The 18631-nt window shown below is 66.7% G+C and carries 16 protein-coding genes; 2 read left to right on the top strand and 14 right to left on the bottom strand.

Annotated elements, in window-relative coordinates; genetic code table 11:
* Window positions 1-177 precede the first annotated feature (177 nt).
* The 11 genes from AUL34_RS07045 to AUL34_RS06995 form a co-directional block, all read right to left on the bottom strand.
* A complete protein-coding gene (locus AUL34_RS07045) occupies window positions 178-828 on the bottom strand; it encodes an rRNA adenine N-6-methyltransferase family protein (RefSeq protein WP_061932613.1) in 651 nt (216 codons plus the stop codon).
* 4 nt (window positions 829-832) lie between these two features.
* Window positions 833-1594, bottom strand: coding sequence for a 5'/3'-nucleotidase SurE (surE, locus tag AUL34_RS07040; RefSeq protein ID WP_061932611.1), 762 nt, complete (start codon window positions 1592-1594; stop codon window positions 833-835).
* Between the two features lie 4 nt (window positions 1595-1598).
* A complete protein-coding gene (gene serS, locus AUL34_RS07035) occupies window positions 1599-2882 on the bottom strand; it encodes a serine--tRNA ligase (protein WP_061932609.1) in 1284 nt (427 codons plus the stop codon).
* 40 nt (window positions 2883-2922) lie between these two features.
* Window positions 2923-3735 carry a twin-arginine translocase subunit TatC gene (gene tatC / locus AUL34_RS07030; RefSeq protein WP_061932607.1) on the bottom strand — a complete coding sequence of 271 codons (813 nt, stop codon included), beginning with the start codon at window positions 3733-3735 and terminating at the stop codon, window positions 2923-2925.
* Window positions 3732-4193, bottom strand: a complete 462-nt coding sequence (gene tatB, locus AUL34_RS23075; protein ID WP_370539030.1) for a Sec-independent protein translocase protein TatB — start codon at window positions 4191-4193, stop codon at window positions 3732-3734. Before tatB ends, tatC begins: the two co-directional genes overlap by 4 nt.
* A gap of 89 nt (window positions 4194-4282) precedes the next feature.
* Window positions 4283-4513: a twin-arginine translocase TatA/TatE family subunit gene (locus AUL34_RS07020; RefSeq protein WP_061932605.1), complete on the bottom strand. Its 231-nt coding sequence runs from the start codon at window positions 4511-4513 to the stop codon at window positions 4283-4285.
* 38 nt (window positions 4514-4551) lie between these two features.
* Entirely contained in the window at window positions 4552-5670 is a 1119-nt protein-coding gene (locus AUL34_RS07015) for an ABC transporter ATP-binding protein (RefSeq protein WP_244492476.1), read from the bottom strand.
* A gap of 71 nt (window positions 5671-5741) precedes the next feature.
* A complete protein-coding gene (gene nagZ / locus AUL34_RS07010; protein WP_061932601.1) occupies window positions 5742-6767 on the bottom strand; it encodes a beta-N-acetylhexosaminidase in 1026 nt (341 codons plus the stop codon).
* A gap of 113 nt (window positions 6768-6880) precedes the next feature.
* Entirely contained in the window at window positions 6881-8428 is a 1548-nt protein-coding gene (locus AUL34_RS07005; RefSeq protein WP_061932599.1) for an SPOR domain-containing protein, read from the bottom strand.
* Between the two features lie 97 nt (window positions 8429-8525).
* Window positions 8526-10277, bottom strand: a complete 1752-nt coding sequence (gene argS / locus AUL34_RS07000; RefSeq protein WP_061932597.1) for an arginine--tRNA ligase — start codon at window positions 10275-10277, stop codon at window positions 8526-8528.
* A 90-nt stretch (window positions 10278-10367) separates the two neighbouring features.
* Window positions 10368-11582 (bottom strand): deoxyguanosinetriphosphate triphosphohydrolase, encoded by a 1215-nt coding sequence (locus tag AUL34_RS06995; protein WP_061932595.1) that lies wholly within the window; start codon window positions 11580-11582, stop codon window positions 10368-10370.
* A gap of 137 nt (window positions 11583-11719) precedes the next feature.
* On the opposite strand from AUL34_RS06995, the gene erpA reads away from it, so the two are divergent.
* Window positions 11720-12061, top strand: coding sequence for an iron-sulfur cluster insertion protein ErpA (erpA, locus tag AUL34_RS06990; RefSeq protein WP_061932593.1), 342 nt, complete (start codon window positions 11720-11722; stop codon window positions 12059-12061).
* Window positions 12062-12120: 59 nt separating this feature from the next.
* Window positions 12121-12915: an exodeoxyribonuclease III gene (xth, locus tag AUL34_RS06985; protein ID WP_061932591.1), complete on the top strand. Its 795-nt coding sequence runs from the start codon at window positions 12121-12123 to the stop codon at window positions 12913-12915.
* A 4-nt stretch (window positions 12916-12919) separates the two neighbouring features.
* On the opposite strand, the gene AUL34_RS06980 is transcribed toward xth, so the two are convergent.
* From AUL34_RS06980 to AUL34_RS06970, 3 genes are all read right to left on the bottom strand, one after another.
* Window positions 12920-13732, bottom strand: a complete 813-nt coding sequence (locus tag AUL34_RS06980) for a tetratricopeptide repeat protein (RefSeq protein ID WP_061932589.1) — start codon at window positions 13730-13732, stop codon at window positions 12920-12922.
* Between the two features lie 347 nt (window positions 13733-14079).
* Window positions 14080-15432 (bottom strand): long-chain fatty acid transporter, encoded by a 1353-nt coding sequence (locus AUL34_RS06975; RefSeq protein ID WP_061932588.1) that lies wholly within the window; start codon window positions 15430-15432, stop codon window positions 14080-14082.
* 327 nt (window positions 15433-15759) lie between these two features.
* Window positions 15760-18531 carry a valine--tRNA ligase gene (locus tag AUL34_RS06970; protein ID WP_061932587.1) on the bottom strand — a complete coding sequence of 924 codons (2772 nt, stop codon included), beginning with the start codon at window positions 18529-18531 and terminating at the stop codon, window positions 15760-15762.
* Window positions 18532-18631: the final 100 nt, after the last annotated feature.

Raw genomic sequence — 18631 nt, 5'->3', positions numbered from 1 at the left:
CAGCCTGCCGTTATCGAGACCACCGAAACGAGTGCGGCAGACCGAACGAGCCTCTGCCGGAAGAGCCGCATAACTTGCGTGCGCATTTCAGTCCCCATGCCTTCGCCAACCTTGTCGCATTAGACCGCGTTAATGTTACTCGGCGGTTAAGCGAGACGGGAAAATCGAGGCATTCCTTTACAGGATGGAGGCCTTTCCGACTTCGAGGGGTTGGAGCCGGGCTGGGAAGAGAGGTGTCAGTTCGAAGCGGCTGCCCTGCTTGTGATGCCGCACCATCTGCTGCGGGCCGTCCCCTGGTCCGATCGCCGCCACGAGCATCGCGCCGGACGCCATCTGCTCGACGAAGCTTCTCGGCAGTTCCTCGAACGAGCCGTGCACCACGATCCGATCGTAGGGTGCGCCTTCCCCATAGCCGGTCCGACCGTCTTCCTGGACGACGGTCACGTTGCTGAGCGAGCACAGCCGCAGGCGCTCGCCCGCCGCGGTGGAAAGGGTCCGGTACCGCTCCAGCGTCACGACCTGCACCGCAAGCCGCGCCAGGAGCGCCGTCACGTAGCCGCTGCCGGTTCCGATCTCGAGAACCCGGTGCTCGGGCTGGATGCGCAGCGCTGCGGCGAGACGCACGGCGGTGCGCGCGCTCGGCATGGTCTGGCCGCACGGCAGCGGGAAGCTGTGCTCCCCATAGGGGTCCGCCGTTCCCTCCGGTACGAAGACACGCCGCGGTATCGCTTCGACGGCCTCCATGAGCCGGCCGGCCACGAAGTCCTCCGAGCGAACGCGCATCAAGAGCGCCGCAAGCCCTTCCCTGTCGCCGGCCGTGTCCGTCACGACGTCAGCCTTCCGCGAAGACGGAACGCATCTCCTCGCGCAGCGCATGGTGCGTGAGGTCGAGCTGCAGGGGCGTGACGGAGATGAAACCCTCGCGCAGTGCCGCAAGGTCCGAACCGTCCATCTCGGGACCAGACTGCCGGCCGAACTTCAACCAGAAGTACGGCAGCCCTCGTCCGTCCTGACGCTCCTCGATGCCGAGCGCATAGTCGAGCTTGCCCTGCCGGGTGACCTTTGTTCCCTTCACAGCGTCGGGCTCGACGGCGGGGAAGTTGACGTTGAAGAGCGTGCCTTCCGGTGCCGAGACGGCCAGCAGCTTGCGAATGACAGCGGCGCCGTGACGCTCGGCGGTCGACCACTGGAGTTCGCGCGAGCCATCCGACCGGAACGACTGGCTGAGGGCGATCGAGCGATAGCCCAGCATCATTCCCTCGATCGCGCCCGCCACCGTGCCGGAATAGCTGACGTCGTCGCAGACGTTCTGCCCGGCGTTGACGCCCGAAAGGACGAGATCGGGCTCGTCCGGCATCAGGTGCTTGGCAGCCATGATCACGCAGTCGGTCGGCGTGCCGGTCACGGCGAAGCGCTTGTCCCCTTCTTGCCGCACCCGCAACGGCGACGACAGGGTCAGCGAATGCGACAGGCCGCTCTGATCCGTCTCGGGCGCGACGGTCCAGACATCGTCGGACAGCTGACGGGCAATCGCCTCCAGCGTCTTCAGGCCGGGCGCATGGATGCCGTCGTCGTTGGTCAGCAGGATACGCATCTGGTCACTCCCGGCCGATGATCTCGAGCCCGCCCATGTAGGGCCGCAGCGCCTCGGGGACGCGGATCTCGCCGGTTTCCGTCTGATAGTTCTCCATCACCGCGATCAGCGCGCGGCCGACGGCGGTGCCCGACCCATTCAGCGTATGGACGAAACGCGGCGCGACCTTCTCGCCGGAGGGGCGGAAGCGCGCGTTCATGCGCCGCGCCTGGAAGTCGCCGCAGACCGAACAGCTGGAGATCTCGCGGAACGCGTCCTGCCCGGGAAGCCAGACCTCGATGTCGTAGGTCTTCTGCGACGAGAAGCCCATGTCGCCGGTGCAGAGCACCACCGTGCGGAAATGAAGGCCGAGCCGCTCCAACACCGTCTCAGCCGCACGCGTCATCCGCTCATGTTCGGCGAGCGACGTCTCCGGCGTCGTGACCGAGACGAGCTCGGCCTTGTAGAACTGGTGCTGGCGCAGCATGCCGCGCGTATCGCGACCGGCCGAACCCGCCTCGGAGCGGAACGAAGGGGTCAGCGCGGTGAAGCGCAGCGGAAGCTTCGCCTCGTCGACGATCTGCTCGCGCACCAGGTTGGTCAGCGACACCTCGGCCGTCGGGATCATCCAGCGGCCGTCGGTGGTACGGAACAGATCCTCGGCGAACTTCGGGAGCTGGCCGGTGCCGAACAGGGCGTCGTCGCGCACGAGGAGCGGCGGGGAAACTTCCTCGTAGCCGAACTCGCCGGTGTGGACGTCGAGCATGAACTGTCCGAGCGCGCGCTCCAGCCGGGCGAGCTTGCCGCGGAGAACCGTGAAACGCGAGCCGGACATGCGCGCGGCCGCGTCGAAGTCCATCTGGCCGAGCGCCTCGCCGAGTTCGAAATGTTCTTTCGGCTGGAAGGCAAAGGCGGGCTTCTCGCCGGAGCGGCGCACCTCGACGTTGCCCTTCTCGTCGGCCCCGCGCGGCACGTCGGGCAACGGAACGTTCGGAAGCGTCGCCAGAAAGCCGCTCAGTTCCTCGTCGAACCGACGCTCCTCGCGCTCGCCCTCCTGGATCTTGGCTTTCAGGTCCGCAACCTCGGCCATGACGGCATCGGCTCGCGCGGCATCTCCGGAGGCCTTGGCCTTGCCAATTTCCTTGGACGCTTCGTTTCGGCGGCTCTGCCAGTCCTGCAGGATCTTCAGATGCTCGCGCCGCGCCTCGTCCAGCCGGCGGACCTCGGGCGAGGCCGTCGCTGCGCCGCGACGCTCAAGCGCCTCGTCGAGGAGTTGCGGGTTTTCGCGGATCCATTTGAGGTCGAGCATGTCTCTCCAGTCCGCGCTGAGGCGGACCGGAGCCGGAGGATCACTCCGTGGGCGCTTCCGCTTCCGCCAGGCGCTCGGCTCGCTTCTTTTCGATCAACCGTGCCGTGATGATCGAGACCTCGTAGAGAATGATCGCCGGGATCGCAAGGCCGATCTGGGACAGCGGATCGGGAGGCGTCAGCACGGCGGCGACGATGAAGGACAGGACGATCGCCCACTTGCGCTTGTCCGCCAGCCCCGCGGCCGTGACCATGCCGGCGCGCACCAGAAGCGAGCAGACGACGGGCAACTGAAACACGAGGCCGAAGGCCACGATCAGCGTCATGATCAGGGACAGGTACTCCGACACACGCGGCAGGAGCGAGATCGCGGCGTGTTCCCCGTCGCCCGACTGCTGCATGGAGAGGAAGAACCACATCACCATCGGAGTGAAGAAGAAGTAGACAAGCAGCGCGCCGAGCAGGAACAGGAGAGGTGTCGCGACCAGGAACGGAATGAACGCCGACCGTTCGTCCCTGTAGAGGCCGGGAGCGACGAACTTGTAGATCTGGATCGCGATCACGGGGAAGGCGAGAAAGAAGCCGCCGAAGGCCGCGACCTTCACCTGCGTGAAGAAGAACTCCTGCGGTGCCGTGTAGATCAGCTGCACGGCCGCGGGGTCCAGGCCGGCCCAGGCGCTCGCGATCTGGTAGGGCACGATCAGGATGTTGAAGATCTGCTTGGCGAAGAAGAAGCAGATCAGGAACATGCCGAAGAACCCGGCGATCGCCCAGATCAGGCGACGGCGCAGCTCGATGAGGTGCTCGATCAGCGGCGCGGAAGAGGCTTCGATGTCTGCTTCCGAACGCTTCACGTCGTGTCTCCAGCGCGCACCGGCGCCTCGGGTCTGGTTGTTGCCGCGGCCGGCTCAGCAACGGCAGCGGCCACAGGCGCGATATCCACGTGCGCGGCGGCCGTCGACGCAGCACCCGCCGGGTTCGACGACATCACCACGGGCGGCTCGGCCGGCGTGGCGGGCTCCCCGGCTTCCGGCACACGCGGCGCGGGGGCGGCGGTCGCCGCGCGCAGGGACGAGCGGATCTCGTCGCCGACGGCACGGATGGGGTTGAGGTTCTTGGCGATGCTCTCGCGCGGATCGAGCGAGCGCAGATCGCCGGCCGTCTTGCGCAGTTCGTCGAGTTCGGCTTCCTGCAGCGCCTCGTCGAATTGCTTGCGGAAGTCGCCCGCCATGCGCCGCATCTGAGACGTAACGCGGCCGAACGTCCGAAGCATCTTTGGCAGATCCTTCGGGCCGACGACCACGATCAGCACGATCGCGATGACGAGGAGTTCAAGTCCACCGATGTCGAACATGGCAGTGTCGAATCAGGCGCAGCGGCACGAAAGTGCCGCCGACCGCCTCAGATCCGCGACTTCTCGACGGGCGTCTCGGTCGACAGCGGCTCGCCGTCGCGATTCTCGAGCGTGCGGCGTTCCTGGACGGTCTGCGTGTCCTCGTCCGCCATGCCCTTCTTGAAATTCTTGATGCCCTTCGCGACGTCGCCCATCAGTTCCGGGATCTTGCCGCGGCCGAAAAGGAGCAGCACCACCGCCAGAACGATGAGCCAGTGCCAGATGCTGAAGCTACCCATACTAGTCTCCTGTGAGCGCGGCGCGCCCGAGATCCGGTTCAAGCCGATCCGCTGGAGTCTTCAAACACGAAAGCTTCTTGCGGATCAACGGATACGAAGACCTCATGCACACCGTCGGGAAGGTCGCCCGGCCGGATCCGTGCCCGGATCGGACGCTCGACACCATCGACCGCGAGGGACAGGAGGTCCGACCTGCCGACGAACTGCCGCGAAAGAACGCGTGCCTGAACCGCCCCTTCGGTGGACGAAACGCGCACCCCTTCCAGGCGAAGTCCGACGGTGACCGGTGTGCCATCCGATCGTGGCGAGTCTGCGACGAACCCGATCGGCCCCATCACCCTTCCCGCTTTCACGATGCCGGGCAAGGTATTGATTTCCGAGAAGAACGACGCCGTGAAGAGGTCTGCCGGATCACGGTAGAGTTCACGGCTGGTACCGCTCTGGACGAGGCGTCCGTCGCGCAGAAGCGCGATGCGATCGCCGAGCCGCATGGCCTCTTCCGCGTCGTGCGTGACGACCACGGCCGTTGCCCGGGTCTCGCGCAGGATCGCGAGGGTCTCCGACCGCATCTCGTCGCGCAACCGGCTGTCGAGGCCCGAGAACGGCTCGTCCATCAAAAGAACTTGCGGTCGCGGCACCAGAGCCCGCACCATGGCGACGCGCTGCTGCTCGCCACCGGACAAGGTGTGGGGATAGCTGTCGGCGAGCCTTCCCAGGCCGACGCGGCGGAGCGCGGCCAGCGCGATCTCGCGCTGCGCGGCTTTCGGCAGAGTCCGCAGGCCGTAACGGACATTGTCGATCAGCGTCATGTTGGGGAAGAGAGCGAAGTCCTGGAACATCAGCCCGACACCACGCGCTTCCGGCGGCACAAAGCCTCCCGGCCCCGCCATCGTCTGTCCACCGATCAGGACCTCGCCCTCGGTCTGCCGCTCGACCCCGGAAGCGATGCGCAGGAGGCTTGTCTTTCCGGATCCTGAAGGCCCGAGCAGACACAGGATCTGGCCTGCCGCGACCTTCAGATCGATGCCCGCCAGGATCGCGCGTCCGCCGGCGCGAAAGCCGATCGAGCGAAATTCGAGGTCCGCAGCGAAGCTGACGCCCGTCTTTGCGGGGCTCGAACGTTCCGCCTCGTTCCCCGCACCCTCCTCCATTCGCATCGCAGCCATCCGTCCGTCCGGTGGGGCAGAGTGCCCTCCGGCGCCGGGCCTATCCGTTCGCGTCCATCGGCTCAAGCCGTGACGGCAAGAAGTTCGGAGAACTCGGCGCGCATCGCGTCCGTCGCAACCTCCATGACGCCGCCGCGAATGATGGCGCGCGCATGCTCGGCCCGCGCGAAGCTTTCGCCGCCGAGTTCCGGCACGGCCGACGCGACGGCGCGCATCTCGATCATGTCGCCGTTGCAGTGAAGGGCGAGGTCGCAGCCCGCGGCGATGGCGGCCCGCGTGAGATCGCCCATGTCGCCCTGAAGCGCCTTCATCGACATGTCGTCGCTCATCAGGAGCCCGTCGAAGCGCAATGTCCCCCGGATGATTTCCGATATCACGCGCGGAGAGAGCGTCGCGGGCCTTTCCGGATCGAGCGCCTCGAAACGGATGTGGGCCGTCATGCCGGCGGGAAGGTCGGCGAGTTCGGCGAAGGGCAGGAAATCGTGCGATTCGAGGTCGGCGCGGCTGGCACGTACGGTCGGCAGTTCGTGATGGCTGTCGGTCTCCGCCCGGCCATGGCCGGGAATGTGCTTCATCACCGGAAGCACGCCGCCGGCGGCAAGACCCGTCGCCGCGGCGCGACCGAGCGTCGCCACGATCTCCGGCCGGTCGCCGTAGGCGCGGTCGCCGATGATCGAGTGCGACCCGGGTGCCGGCAGGTCGAGGCAGGGGATGCAGTTGGCGTTGATGCCATATTCTGCCAGGAGATCGTCCGCGAGGAGCCGCCCCTGTAGCCACGCGGCGCGGCGACCGGCCGCCTCGTCGGCGAGGTACACGCGCCCCACCTCGATCGCAGGCGGAAAGCGCGGTGCGAACGGCGGGCGCAGCCGCTGGACCCGTCCCCCCTCCTGGTCGATCAGGATGGGCACGTCGTCTCCGCCGCGCACATCCTTCAGCTCGGCAACGAGATCGCGAACCTGCGAGGGCTCGCCGATATTACGTCCGAAGAGGATGAAGCCCCAGGGCCGCTCGTCCGCGAAGAACGCTCGTTCGTCCGCGTTCAGCCGCTGGCCGATGCAGCCCGCGATCCAGGCCTTCGATCCGCTCATCGCATTCTTCCTGCCGATAAGGGAAGCATCCCGCTCCCGAGGGGGGCCGAGCGTGGGGCTCGCGGTGCGGCGCTCCCCCGCCAGGGGAACGAGCGCCGCCGCGGCCGCGAGCGTCAGCGCGTCACGAAGCAGCTTCCGCCGGCCGACTTCAGGCTCTCGCACAGCGAGCTCGCTTCGCTCTTGGAACCGGTCGCCACACGCACCCGATAGAACGTGCCCTTGCCGGGAATTTCGGCCGACTTGATGCCGAGATTGCGCCCACCGATCACGCCGGAATAGCGCTTGCCGAGGTTCGACAACGATTCTTCGGCCGCGGCCTGCGACGGCTGCGAGGCGATCTGGACGAAGAACGCATCGGCGGGAACCGGAGCTTCCACGGCGGCCACCTGCTGCTGCGGCTCGGGCTGGGGTGCCGGCTCGGGCGCCGCGGCGACAGGCGCTGGGACTTCTTCCGGAACCGGAGCCTCCGTCGACGCCGTGGTCATGTTGGCTTCGTCGGTGCCGAACGGCAGCTGCGGCGCGATGCCGGCCACAGGATCGAGCGTCGCGGCGTGGGCCTGCATCGAGGACGCGGCGGTGAGCAGGGAGGCGCCTTCCGCGGGAGCTTCACTGGCCACCAACGTGCCGTCCGGACGAACCGAAAGCGTCCGCACCTTGCGGGGCTGCAGCGTACCGTCGGAACTGTCCTTCGGTGCTGCCGCATGCTGCACGGGCTCCTCGCCGGGAAGCGGAATCTGGTCGCCGACCTCGACCCCGGGCAGCGAATCAACCGGCGCGTCCTCTTCCTCGGCGATATCGATGGGCTCTTCCATTGCCGTCTCGAGCGAGGCCTGCTTGGGCGGCGTGGTCGCCGACGAGGCGCCGGCCACCTTCTGGTAGACGGCCTTGTTCTGATTGGGGATCGTCTTGCCGCCGGGATCCACCGGCGCGATCTTGTAGGGCTCGGCATCGGCCTTGATCAGCAGCGACCCGTCGTCGCCGACGCCGCCTGCGCCGCCGCCCAGAAGGATGGTCGAAGCGCCCGCGACAGCCACGATGGCGATCACGGCCACGCCGCCCATCATCATCAGGCTGCGAACGCGCGACCGGCTCTTTACGGGATAGTCGTCGTAGGCTTCGTACTCGGCCTCGGTCTCCGCTTCGTAGTCGAGCGCGTAGTCGTCGTCGTGCTGCTGGACGCTCTGGGCGGGCGTCCCCCGCATGGCCGCGAGTTCGCTGGTGATCAGTTCGTCGAAGTCGTCGAGCGTGATCGGCTGGCGCGGTTCGAGATGAAACTCGGCATCGCGAGCCGGAGCGAAGGACTGCGTCTCCGCCGGATTGGTGTTGCGCGGGCGCGCTGGACTGCTAAGGCCGAGAAGCGCCTCGTCGATCTGCCGGTCCGCATCGCCGCTGCCACGGATGCCGCGCGGCAGCGAACCCGGGGCGGCTGCGCGCGCGCCGGCTTGCCCCTCGGGCGACACGTGGATCTGCGGTGCTGCGCCCGTCGGCTGGTAGGTGAAGTTCTCCCACTCGTTCGACTGGACCTCGACCGGCTCGAACCCGCCATAGGCGGAAACGGCGGTGCGCGGGCTGGTCATCGGCGGATCGACATGACGGGCCGCGTCGGAAGACCGGCCACCCTCGCCCGCACCGCGACCGCCGAAACCCTTCGCGTCCTTCATGACCTGACCCTACTCCGCAAGACGATCCGCACGCCTGGACCGTGCTGTCGAACGAGGTTCGCCACTAGGCCGCGAACTTGTTCAAAGCGTGGTCCGTTCAGCGCATCTCTTCGGGTGCGTGAACCCCGACAAGTCCCAGACCGGAGGCGATCACGAAGGCGACAGCCTGCACGAGCCCGAGGCGCGCAAGGCTAGTTTTCGCATCGTTAGCCTTAACGAACCGTAACTCCGGATGGTCCTTGCCGCGATTGTACTGGCCGTGGAACGCCGAGGCGAGATCGTATAGATAGAAGGCCAGGCGGTGCGGCTCTTTCGCCTGCGACGCGGCCTGGATCAGTCGCGGGTACTCCGCGAGCTTGCGGATGAGGCCGAGTTCGCCCTCGTCCGTCAGGAGACCCAGGGTCGCAGCGTCCAGCGTACCGACGGCCGAGGTGTCGATCCCCTCGCCTTCGGCCTGGCGCATGATCGAGCGGGCTCGGGCGTGTGCGTACTGCACGTAGAAGACCGGGTTGTCCTTCGACTGCTCCGTCACCTTCTGGAAGTCGAAGTCCAGCGGGGCGTCGCTCTTGCGGAACAGCATCATGAAGCGGACGGGATCGCGCCCGACCTCCGCCACGACGTCGGCAAGCGTCACGAACTCGCCAGCGCGCTTCGACATGCGAACCGGCTCGCCGTTGCGGAACAGCTTCACCAACTGGCACAGCACCACGTCGACATGGGCGGCCTCGCCCGCCACCGCCTTGGCCACCGCCTCCAGTCGCTTGACGTAGCCGCCGTGGTCGGCCCCCAGCACATAGACCATCTCGTCGAAGCCGCGTGCGAACTTGTCGGCGAAGTAGGCGACGTCGGCGGCGAAGTAGGTGTAGGTGCCGTCCGACTTGACCAGCGGCCGGTCGACGTCGTCGCCGACGTCGGTGGAGCGCAGCAGCGTCTGTTCGCGGTCCTCCCAGTCCTCGGGCAGCTGGCCCTTGGGCGGCGGCAGGGTGCCCTGGTAGACGAAGCCCTTCTCGCGCAGATCTTCGACCGCTTGGGTGATGCGGCTCGGATCGCCCTCGTGCAGCGTCTTCTCCGAGAAGAACACGTCCTGCACGATGTCGAGCGCCTTCAGGTCGTCGCGGATCGACATCATCATCGCCGAAATCGCATAGGCCTTGACGGTCGGCAGCCACTCGGCCTCGTCCTTGCCCTCGAACTCGCGGCCGTAGCGGATCGCCAGCGCAGCGCCAACGGTCTTCAGATAGTCGCCGGGATAGAGCCCGGCCGGGATCTCCCCGATCGCCTCGCCGAGCGCCTCGCGGTAGCGAAGGAAGGTCGAGCGGGCGAGCACCTCGATCTGCGCACCCGCATCGTTGATGTAGTACTCCTTCGACACGGCGTTGCCGGCGAACGCCATCACGTTGGCGATCGCATCGCCCACGACCGCGCCGCGGCAATGGCCGACGTGCAGCGGGCCGGTCGGGTTCGCCGAGACGTATTCGACGTTGACCTTGTGTCCGGTCGCCTCGCCGCGTCCATAGTCGAGGCCGCGACGGAGAAGCCCGTGCAGGTGGTCCGTCCAGAAGGCGTTCCGCAGGCGCAGGTTGATGAAGCCCGGCCCCGCCACCTCGACCGACGCGACATCCGCGTCCTCGCGCAGGGCCTCGGCGAACGCGTCGGCCAACTCGCGCGGCTTGGCGCCGAGAGGCTTTGCCAACACCATGGCGGCATTGGTGGACAGATCGCCGTGCGACGCGTCGCGCGGCGGCTCGACCCCGATGCGCGACAGGTCCGCGCCCGGCGTTCCGCGAGCCTGCAGAACCGCTTCGACCCGTTCCCGAATGCGCTGCTCGAAGTCGGCGAAGATGTTCATGGATGGATCCGAGTTGGCGCGTGTCCCGACGTGGGGGCGATGCGGCGCGCGCTGGAATGGGTGGCCCCGGGGGCCCTGCAAGCGGCGGCGCTAGCGCAAATCCGGCGTATCGTCAAACAAACGGCGATGTTCCGCGAGCGCGAAACTGTCGGTCATTCCCGAGAGGTAGTCGCCGACGTGGCGGACCAGCCGCTCGGGCGGCAGTTCGGCCGCCTTTTCCGCCCAACCGTCCGGAAGGAGGTCCGGTCGCTCGACGAAGCGATCGAACATCTGCTCGACGACGCGCTCGGCGCGCTCCATCGTTCCGAAGACAGCGGGGTTGCGGTAGACGCGTTTGAAGAGAAACGCGCGCGTCTGCGCCACCTGGCTGCGCATGCGGGGCGAGAAGTCCACCACCGTCCGCGCGGCCATGCGCACGTCCTCGACGCTGCCGATGCCGTCTTCCGCAAGACGCTCGAGCGTCGAGGCGATGACGTCCTCAACCAGTCGCGTGATGTGCCGCCGCATGATCTCGTGCCCGGTGCGCACCGGATCGAGGCCGGGATGCCGCGCACGAACCTCGCGAAGGATGTCGCCGGCGAGATCCAGCTGTTCGAGATCCTCCAGCGCGATCAGGCCCGCCCGCAGACCGTCGTCGAGATCGTGGGTGTTGTAGGCGATGTCGTCGGAGATCGCGGCGGCCTGCGCCTCGAGGCTGGCGAACCGGTCGAGCGCCAGCGGGAAACGTGCGTCGAACACCTCGATCTGCGGCGGCACGGGGTGGGTGGAGACGGCGTGGGGCCCCGTCAGCGGCCCGTTGTGCTTCACCAGGCCTTCCAACGTCTCGAAGGTGAGGTTCAGCCCGTCGAATTCCGCGTAGCGGCGCTCCAGCGACGTGACGATCCGCAGGGACTGCGCGTTGTGGTCGAACCCGCCGAACGCCTTCAGTCGCCGATCGAGAGCCCGCTCGCCGGCATGGCCGAACGGCGTGTGGCCGAAGTCATGGACGAGAGCAATCGCCTCCGTCAGATCCTCGTCTAGCCGCAGCGCGCGGGCAAAGGCCCGTGCGATCTGCGAAACCTCGATCGTATGGGTCAGGCGTGTCCGGTAATGATCGCCCTCGTAGGCCACGAAGACCTGTGTCTTGTGCTTCAGCCGCCGAAAGGCGGTGGAGTGCACGATGCGATCACGGTCGCGCTGAAACGGCGTGCGGGTGCGGCTCTCGGGCTCGGGAACCAGACGCCCCTGCGACTGCGCGGCATGCACGGCATAGGCGGCGAGCCCGTCGTGCCCCGTTCCGATGCGATGCGTCGTCCAGTCCGACATTGCGACCCACTGCCTTGCGTATCTTTCATGAGACGCGACGGGCGGCCAGATTGACCCTCCCCTTCCGCGTCCATACCTTAGGGACACGACCCCAACAACAAGAGGCCGGCGCCCTGGACAGCGGCTCCGGAGAAGCCATGAGCGACATGCTCGCCACTTCCCTCACCGTATCCGAGGCCGCGGCCCGGCGGATCAGGACGATCCTTGCCAAGAGCGAAGCCGACAATGCGCTGCGCATCTCCGTCGAAGGCGGCGGATGCTCGGGCTTTTCCTACAAGTTCGACCTCACGCACGAAACCGAAAGCGACGACTTGGTGATCGAGAAGGATGGCGCGCGCGTTCTCGTCGATCAGACGTCGCTGGCCTATCTCGACGGCTCGGTGGTGGATTTCGTCGACGATCTGATGGGACAGTCGTTCCAGATCCGCAATCCCAACGCCACCGCGTCCTGCGGCTGCGGAACGTCGTTCGCGATTTGACAGACCCGGGCCGTGAAGGGCATGGCCTCAGCCACCTTCTCACGGCCCGGACACGACCCATGCTGCTCGCCACCTGGAACATCAACGGCGTGAAAGCACGGCTCGACACGCTCCTGGCGTGGTTGGACGAGCGCAAACCCGACATCGTGGGCCTGCAGGAGATCAAGAGCGTCGATGAAGGCTTCCCCCGCGTCGAACTCGAATGGCGCGGCTGGCATGTGCAAACGCACGGCCAGAAGGGTTTCAACGGCGTCGCGCTCCTGTCTCGGGAAGCGCCGACGACGGTGGAACGCGGCCTGCCCGGAGACGATGCCGACGAACAGGCGCGCTTCATCGAGGGCACCTGGGACATCGAAGGCAAACGCCTGCGCTTCGCCTCGCTCTACCTGCCGAACGGCAATCCGATCGGCACCGAGAAGTTCACCTACAAGCTGGCCTGGATGAAACGTCTCGAGGCCCATGCGCGGCTACGTCTCGCCGAAGAAACGCCATTCGTGCTGGCGGGCGACTACAACGTCATTCCCCAGCCGGAAGACGTGAAGAACCCGGCGGCCTGGGTCGACGACGCCCTCTACCAGCCCGAGAGCCGTGAAGCCTATCGCCGGCTCCTCAACCTCGGGCTCACCGACGCGGTGCGCGCGGCAACGGATCGCAGCGAGACCTATACGTTCTGGGACTATCAGGCCGGCGCCTGGCAGAAGAACAACGGCATCCGCATCGACCATGTCGCGCTTTCGCCGGAGGCGGCGGGAGCATTGCGGTCGGTGGCGATCGACAAGCATGTCCGGGGTTGGGAAAAGCCGTCCGACCACGTTCCGGTGGTGATCGAGATCGACCCCGCAGCGTTGCGCTGATTGCCTACTTGGCAGGGCCGCCGGTGCTTTCGGCAAACGCGATCGCGGTCTTGCGATCGTCCTCGGACGAAAGCGAGAAGGCTTCCTCCTGGAGGGGGCGGATCCAGTCGCGGTCCTGCGGTGCGGCCTGCATGTAGGCGCGGGTAAGCATGGCAAGACCCCGCGCCGGCTCGGCGCGCATGGAGATCGCCTCGCCGTCGAAGATCAGGTAGCCGAGCAGCGCTTCCGCCTTGGCATATCCCTTGTGGGCAGAGAGCTTGAGCCAACGAGCCGCCTGCCGCGGGTTCGCGCGTCCGCCCTCGCCTGCCAGCAGCATGCGACCGAGCTCGAACTGGGCGCGGGCGTCGCCGAAATAGGTCGCCGCGTGCGTGTAAAGCTGACGCGCCTGAACGGCGTCGGCCTTCACCGGCGTGCCCGAGATGCCGGCGCGCACGTATTCGGCCAGCGCCAGAACTGCGCTGACGACATAGGGAGCATTGGGCGACGACGCCGTGTCGTCCTCCTGATCGCGCACGATCTGCTCGAACATCTTGAAGGCTTCGAAATCGTCTTCCGTCACCCCGTCGCCGGCGGCGTACATCTGGCCGAGCTTCCAGCGCGCGCCGGCATGCCCGAGCTTGGCGGCATGCTGAAGCGCGTCGATCGCGGCGGCGGTCTCGCCCCGCTTGTAGGCGGCAAATCCCATCGAGAAGACGTCGCGCGGACTGGACGGCGACTTGAGAACGGGGTTCGCAGCCGGATCCAGCGCCAGCGCCGGGCCGCAAGCGACCAGAACTGAAAGGATACCGGCCGCGCGGAAGGCGTTAAGACGCAACATCGCCGTGGGTCGCATCGCAGCCAAGAGCGGATCGAGAGGCCGACGCAGGACGTCCACCCGAACACGACAGTCCGTATTGATTCCGTGTCGTCTTCATGATCCGTCCCTCCGCATCGAGGTTCGGAAAAACAGCTTGCGCCATCATGCCCTGTGAATTCCGTCCCCGTGCTTCGGAGTCGTGGGTGGTCCGCCTTTATGGCGGCAGCACGGCATTCGTCCTGCGCACAGCTTATAGGCGATGCTTGCCTGCAATAGTGTTGCCGTGGCTCCACAGTTCGCGAACGCTCGGAAACGCAAACGGCGGCGCCAACCCTGGTCGACGCCGCCGTTCAAAGAACGCAAGACGGTCAGAACGTAAGCTTCAGTGACACGTTCGCGGCGTAGACCCAGTCGTTGCCGACGTCGGCGTCGAAGAGAGCGCCGTCCGAGCGCCGCTGCTCGCCGTCCGTCCAGTAGCCGATCAGGCCGCCGACGCGCAGTTCCGCCCAATCGTTGTTCTTCAGCGCGAGGCCGCCGGACAGGGTGTAGAGGTCGGTGTAGGTGGTTTCCGCGCCCGTCGAGACACCGCTGTCGTAGCCGATCGACACGCTGCCCGAGACATTCTCGTTGAAGGCCCGGCCGATGCCGATGGTCGCGGTGTAGCCGTCGTCCCAGTAGTAAGGGCTGGTGCTGGAATTGCCCGCGACCGTCGTGATGACTTCGCGGTTGCTGCTCCAGTCCGTCCAGCGGAAGGAGGCCAGCAGAAGTGTGCCTTCCGCAATGCCCGTCTGAGCATTGACGTAGAGGCTCTGGGGGCTGGTCGCCGTGTTCTGGAAGGCCGGCAGATTGCCCGCCAGCACCGTACCGCCGGTCGGCAGCGCCGCGATCAGCGATGGGGGCACGGTGATGCCCTGCTGGGCCAGAAAGGCCGCGGCGGTCGGGATCGACAGCTGGCGCCCATCGGCGAGCTGCACGAAAGCGTTGTTGCTGGCGACCAACGTACCGTTGCCGGTGATGTCGTCGTGCTCGACCTCCGAGCGGTAGAGCACCTGGGCACGCAGCGCGATCTCGGGGATCTCGAACGCCGCGCCGATGCGGAAGCCGGCCGTGAAGTCGGCGCTGGTGTCCGCCGTCAGGGCGACCGGCAGGAGAAGCTGTCCGCCCACCGAGCCGAGAGCGGCCTGCAGGCTGCCCGGCAGCGTCGCGCCGAGGTTCCGGTTGGCGAGGCTCGTGCCGTTGAAGTTGAAGTCTTCCCCGAACACACCGCCGAGCAGGCTGAAGCGCATGCCGTTCGTCGCATAGCTGACGCGGCAGGTCGCGCTGATCTCGTTGGAGTCGAACTCGAGGTCGCGAACGCGCGAACCGCCGGGGAAAGCTGCGGGCTGCGCGCCGCCCGGTAGCGACGAGTAGTCGCCTTCCGCCGCGAAGGATTCGACGTAGTTGCCGACGCAGGCGACCGTATCGTTGCCGAGCTTCAGCGCGGCGCTCGGGATCATGTAGTTGCCGGTATAGTCGCCGAAATCACCCGACACGCCGTTGACGCGGTCAAAGCCGCGCGCCGGATTGACGTAGGTGAACCCGAGCCGGGTGCTGAACGGAGTCGCGTCGTACAGCACGTCCGTGTCGGCCGTGCCACGCTGGAAACCGCCTGCCTGCGCGGCCGTCGCGCCCAGGAGAACCAGAAATGTCGTCTGCGCCAGCCGCGCCTTGAAACCGCTCATGCTTTTCCCCCGAACCAGTCTTCTTCCGAGCGCCACCCCACGCTCGCATGACGGAACCGTGTCATGCCGCTGCCGCAATGGGAATACGGGCGAGAACAAGGAGAAAGGTTGGCGAAAGACGGCTAGACGCCACCAGCTATTGAACTGGTATCGGAGGTTTGGGGCCGTAAGCTATTGATAATGACCGGAGACAAAGCGCATGTCGCCGGAGGGATAACCGCTGGTCACCGCATTGCGCGTATGCCGGGAATTCTTCCGTAAACGGAAGAAGTCCGCCACCGTTGCCGGAACGCTACAGGCTCCTGCAACGGTGGCGGTTCGCTTCGATCAGCGCAGCATCGTCAGTGCGGCTTGCAGCTTCTCGGCTTCGGCGAGATAGGCTGCGCGCTTCTCCCGCTCCTGCGCCACGACCTCGTCCGGCGCGTTCGCCACGAACTTCTCGTTCCCGAGCTTCTTGTCGATGCGCTCGACCTCGGTCTTCGCCTTGTCCGCCGCCTTCGACAGGCGGGCGATCTCCGCTGCGATGTCGATCATGCCGGCCAGCGGCAGGGCGTAGGACCGCGTATCGAGCACGAACTGCACCGACTGGGGCGGCGCGCTATCAGTGGTTTCGATACTCGACAGACGCGCAAGACGCCGCAACGCCGCGTCGTGCCGGACGAGACGCCCGCGCGTGAGTTCGTCGGCGCCCACGGCGACGAGCGGAGCTTCGGCACCGGGCGGCACGTTCATCTCGGAACGGATCGAGCGGATCTCGCCGACCAATCCCACCAGCCAGTTCAGGTCGCTCGCAGCATCCTCGTCGTGGAACACGAGAACCGGCCACTCGCCGTGGCAGAGCAGCCCATCGCGTGGCCGCTCGCCCGCCGTTGCCGCCCACAGCTCTTCCGTGAGGAAGGGCATGAACGGATGCAGCAGGGCATAGACCCGGTCGAGCACGAAACCCGTGACCCGTCGCGTCTCGGTCTTGGCCGCCTCGTCCTCGCCCAGGAAGACCGGCTTTGCGAGCTCCAGATACCAATCGCAGACCGTGTTCCAGGTGAAGCGGTAGATCGCCGCGGCCGCATCGTTGAAGCGATAGGCGCCCAGCGCGTCGTCCACCTCGGAGATCGCGGTCGCCAACTCGCTCATCAGCCAACGGTTCAGCGGCAGCGTCAGCGTTGCCGGGTCGACGACGACGTTGTGCTCGGCGCCATTCATCTCAGCGAAGCGCGTCGCGTTCCAAAGCTTCGTGCCGAAGTTCCGGTAGCCGCTGATCCGCTGCGGATCGAGCTTCACGTCCCGCCCCTGCGCCGCCAAGATCGCCAGAGTGAACCGAAGCGCGTCGGCCCCGAACTCGTCGATCAGGTCGAGCGGGTCGACGACGTTGCCCTTGGACTTCGACATCTTCGCCCCGTTCTTGTCGCGAACGAGAGCATGCATGTAGACGGTGCCGAACGGCTCCTGCCCGGTGAAATGCAGGCCCATCATCATCATCCGGGCGACCCAGAAGAAGATGATGTCGAAGCCGCTGACGAGGACGCTGGTCGGATAGTAGGTCGCCAGCTCCGGCGTCTGGTCGGGCCAGCCAAGCGTCGAGAACGGCCAGAGCGCCGACGAGAACCAGGTGTCGAGAACGTCCTCGTCGCGTCGCAGGAAGCCGTCGAAGACGGTGCCGGTCTCGGCCATCTCGCGCGCCTGCGCATCCGTCAGCGTGCCGTTGGTGACGTAGTGGGCCAGCGCCGCACCGGCGACCGCCTCCTCGTCCTCGTCCACGAACACGGTGCCATCCGGCCCGTACCAGGCGGGGATCTGGTGTCCCCACCAGAGCTGTCTTGAAATGCACCAGGGCTGGATGTTCTCCATCCAGTCGAAATAGGTTTTCTCCCAGTTGCGCGGCACGAAGGTGGTACGTCCCTCGCGAACGCTCGCAATCGCGGGCTGCGCCAGGGTCTTGGTGTCGACATACCATTGGTCGGTCAGGAACGGCTCGATCGGCACGCCGCCGCGGTCGCCATGCGGCACCATGTGGACGTGATCGTCGACCTTGGCGAGATAGCCCTCGCCGTCCATCCAGTCGACGATGAGCTTGCGCGCGGCGAAACGGTCGAGGCCCTCGAACATCGCCACGGCGCGCTCGCCATCGGCCGGGAACAGGCCCTCCAAGAACTCGGCGTTGTCGCGAATCGAGATTGTCGCGTCCGGCGCCAGAACGGAGATGCGCGCCAGCCCGTGCCGTTCACCGACCTCGAAATCGTTGAAATCGTGCGCGGGGGTGATCTTCACCGCGCCCGATCCCGCTTCCGGGTCGGCATAGTCGTCGGCCACTACGGGGATGACGCGGCCGACCAGCGGCAGGCGGACGTTCTTGCCCACCAGCCCTTCGTAGCGCTCGTCCGATCCGTTGACCGCCACGCCCGAGTCGCCGAGCATCGTTTCCGGCCGTGTGGTCGCAACGGTAATGAAGGTCTCGGGGTTGGCCGGATCGAAGTCGCGCCCCTCCACCGGGTAGCGGAAATGCCAGAGGTGGCCGCGGATCTCGCGTTGCTCGACCTCGATGTCCGAAATCGCGGTGAGGAGCTTCGGATCCCAGTTCACCAGCCGCTTGTCGCGGTAGATCAGCCCCTCGCGGTGCAGATGCACGAACACCCGCCGGACCGCTCGCGACAGGCCCTCGTCCATGGTGAAACGCTCGCGGGACCAGTCGCAGGACGCGCCGAGCCGGCGAAGCTGGCCAAGGATCGCTCCGCCCGATTCGCCCTTCCACGTCCACACTCGCTCGATGAAGGCTTCGCGCCCCATGGCGCGTCGGCCGGGCTCCCCGCGCTCGGCGAGCTGCCGCTCCACCACCATCTGCGTCGCGATGCCGGCATGGTCGAGCCCCGGCTGCCACAGGACGTTCTGCCCCAGCATCCGGCGATGCCGCACGAGGATGTCCTGCAGCGTGTTGTTCAGCGCGTGGCCGATATGCAGGGAGCCGGTGACGTTGGGCGGCGGGATGACGATGGAGAACGGATCGGCGCCTGGCTTGGCTCCGGCACCGGCGCGAAACGCGTCGGCAGCCTCCCAGCGATCGGCCACGCGTGGCTCGATCGCGGCGGCGTCGTAGGTCTTCTCCATGGGCGGACATCCAGATCGGTCGAAATCGCGTCCGGGTTTCGGGGAAGATGCCTGCGATGTCAACGAAGCCCGGTACCCACGGGAACGCAGTCGCCAGAAT

Origin of the sequence: Aureimonas sp. AU22, assembly GCF_001463745.1 — a bacterium.
Classification (GTDB): Bacteria; Pseudomonadota; Alphaproteobacteria; order Rhizobiales; family Rhizobiaceae; genus Aureimonas.
Note: the sequence above shows the minus strand (reverse complement) of the source record. Positions and strands in the feature narration are given on the sequence as shown.